This is a genomic window from Facilibium subflavum (assembly GCF_003574485.1).
Lineage (GTDB): Bacteria > Pseudomonadota > Gammaproteobacteria > Francisellales > Francisellaceae > Facilibium > Facilibium subflavum.
Map to the genome: position 1 here is coordinate 1 of NZ_QLIT01000285.1, position 3,283 is coordinate 3,283.

Sequence of the window (3,283 nt, forward strand, 5' to 3'; positions counted from 1 at the left end):
ATTTTTACTAGGCACTACAAATTGACCTTTTTGGAAGACAAAAACCCTTATAAAATAAGGCCTGAGCAAAAATATCTTTCTTCAAACCTGTGGATAACTTTGAAAAGTGTCAAAGTCGGGACAAACAGGAAACCAGCCTGATTTAAGTCAACTAAATGACTTTAATGATGATGATATTCCATTCTAGGTTTTTAATAATATATTGGTCATGAACAGCCTTCTCCTACTTTCTTCTATCTAAGATGCAGGTTATAGTAAAACCTGCAAAAACAGAGACCATAATATAATCTATACTACGCCTTGCCTTTGACATGCTTTGCACTAATTATAAATGGTATTAAAGTGGTATAGGCGCACCTTATAGCTTCTCTAACATATATTTCAGCAGTTGATAGAATTCACCAACACTGTAAATCTCAGCCTTCTCATCTGGTGAATGTGCATTTTCAATTGTCGGACCAATTGACACCATGTCCATCTTTGGATATTTATCATAAATTGCACCACACTCAAGACCCGCATGAATTGCTTTGATATTAGCATCTTTCTGATAAAGCGCTTTGTAGCTTTCTTTGGCAATCGACAAAACACGTGATCCCATATCAGGTTTCCAGCCTGGTGATAATGGCGATTTTTGAAGTTGTGCATTATTAGTTTTTGCATTTCGCTCAACACCTTGCATAAAGCTTGATATACCAAGATTGTTATCGCTTCTTGTATAAATCGTCACAATAAGATTTTGATCCTTTATCTTAATGGATGACAGATTATTTGAAGTCTCTACAAGCTCTGACATCGCCGCACTCATCGTGAGAACACCTGAATGTATGGTCGATAATATATTTAACAGATTATCTTTAAGTGTTTCTGTCAGTTTCTTATTTTGTGTCTCTTTATCAAGCATATCAAGGCGAAACCCTGGCTCATGCGCTTGATAAATGTCATACCATTGTTGGTAGTATGCCTGTAATACTGATACAAGCTTTGCTTTTTCATCTTTATTACAAGAGATTATTGCCAGTGCTTCTCGTGGAATCGCATTTGGCAGATTCCCTGCATTAATATTATTTACATTAAATGCAACATGCTGTTGCGCATCACAAAGTAGCAAGCTTAAGAATTTTGCTGCATTAATGCGCGGTTTATCAATATCCAAACCAGAATGCCCGCCCTTTAAACCATGCACTTTGATTTCAATGCTTGTCAGATCATCTGCTATCTGATCATCATATGATAGATCAAAAATCAATTTCCCCGACTGTGAGCCTGCGCAACCAACATAAATATCACCCCAGCTTTCTGTGTCCAGATTAATCATCGTCTGACCACTTAATAACGTTGGGCTTAAATTATTGGCACCAATCAAACCACGCTCTTCTGATGCTGTGATTAAAATCTCTAAAGGCGGATGTTTTGCGTTTTTATCCGTCGCAATTGCCATGGCTGCAGCAATCCCCAAACCATTATCTGCACCAAGCGTTGTGCCATCTGCCTTTAACCATCCATCTTCAATCTTAAGTTTTAAGGGATCATTTTTAAAATCAAATTCAACATCTTCATTTTTCTCACAAACCATATCTTTATGTGCCTGCAAAACAACAGTAGCATGTGCTTCATATCCTTTGCTTGCTGGCACCTTAATCACAATGTTATCCGCTGTATCAATCTGATGGTCAAACCCATGCTTATCTGCCCAATCAAGCAAATAAGCTTTGATTTTTTCCTCATGAAATGTTGGTCTTGGGACTTGTGTAATCTCTAAAAAATATTGCCAGATTTTCTCTGTTTTTAAACTGTCAAAAGTCGGGGACATAAATGTATCAAGCATCGCTTCTCCAAAATCATATTTTTAGCTTATACATTAAAACGAACTTTGCCTGATTGCAAGTTATCTACGATTTATTCACAATGCGATGTTTTGGAATCAAAATACTTGTTTGGTAGTGTTTTGTGGTGATATTCACTGTGAGTTGACAATCATTTTGCTTTAACAGCAATGTGCTGATCTGCATACCAAGACCACTGCTTTCATAATCTCTGTCTTTCATCTGCAAGCTAATTTCACTTTCAAAAATCAACATGAAATTGTAATTGCCATCAAAGCGGCCATAAATAGTTAAATGCCCGGCGTATTTGATTGCATTATCAATAATATTATTAAATGCAAGCTCTAAAGCAATCGGTTGTGCATTGATTGAGAGTTTTTTATCTACACGATTCTCAACACAAAAGTAATACTGCGTTTTATTTATCAAATATTCAATAAACGCATAAAGGTTTACTTTATCAGGAAAGCCAAAATTCTGTGTGCTTTTCGCATAACTGACAATCTGTGTAACCTGCTTATTGATCTCATCTAACTCCTGAAGCAACAGGCTTTTTTCCTTAGTATCCGCTTGCATCTCCAAAATAAGCTCAGCCCGCGTTATTGGTGTACGAATATTGTGTGTCAACGCGGTGATAATAAACGTTTTTTCCTGTGTTAATTCCTTGATTCTTGTAAACATATGCTTAATGGCTTTAATTGAATAGAACAAGGTGAAAGTACGTTTAAAACCATAAGAAAATGTTTTTGTGTTATTTTTATTCAATCTATATTCATCCGATGACATCATTTGTTGCCAAAGCCTTACAAAATGTAGAATCAAAAACAAAAAATACAAAAGAATCACTGCTAAAGCACCTTCAGCAATTAACACTATAAGGCCAAGTAAACCGACAAATGGCGACGGGAAATGAACATTCAGCCACTTCTTATATTCAGATAGGTATAATGAATAATCGGTCAAAATACGATAATCTTTTGTTTCTTGTAAAACCTTTCCCTTAATATACGAATAACTTAATTTTTGTGACTGTTTTTGCGCATTATCAAAATTCAACTTAAGTTTTGATGAGGGCTTATCCGTGAGTGTTATGTTTTCAGCATGGGCTGATAGCTCATCTAATGCTTTGACAAACCCTTTTTGTTCATGTTGATGAATATTGACATCTAATAGACGAAAAGCAATAAAACTCATCTCCACCATACTTTGTTGATTCGTGATTTTAACGTTTTTATAGTAGCGATCAATTAAAACAACTGTCATGAGCATTGTTAAAAGCATAAGACCAAAGATCGAACCTGAAATAATAATGGCAACTCACACTACAGGACACCTGTAAGTAATTTTTGATATTTCTGCTTCCTTCGCCTACAAAACACCATTAAGATTGATTGCAAGATTTTGCTACTATCAATAGCTAATTTCATCAGCGCACAGCTAATAAAGTCCAGGCCAAC

Annotated in this window: 2 protein-coding genes; both read right to left on the reverse strand. The window is 35.7% G+C overall.

Going from position 1 to position 3,283, the window contains the following annotated elements; all coding sequences use genetic code 11:
- Positions 1-358: 358 nt before the first annotated feature.
- Complete coding sequence (pepD, locus tag DNK84_RS13395) at positions 359-1,828, reverse strand: beta-Ala-His dipeptidase (protein WP_119344975.1); 1,470 nt, start codon at positions 1,826-1,828, stop codon at positions 359-361.
- Between the two features lie 64 nt (positions 1,829-1,892).
- Positions 1,893-3,089: an ATP-binding protein gene (locus DNK84_RS13400; RefSeq protein WP_208123344.1), complete on the reverse strand. Its 1,197-nt coding sequence runs from the start codon at positions 3,087-3,089 to the stop codon at positions 1,893-1,895.
- Between the last annotated feature and the right edge of the window lie 194 nt (positions 3,090-3,283).

Excerpts from the sequence above, each read along its gene's own strand:
- pepD (WP_119344975.1), bottom strand. The coding sequence starts at position 1,828 with ATGCTTGATACATTTATGTCCCCGACTTTTGACAGTTTAAAAACAGAG.
- DNK84_RS13400 (WP_208123344.1), bottom strand. The coding sequence starts at position 3,089 with ATGACAGTTGTTTTAATTGATCGCTACTATAAAAACGTTAAAATCACG.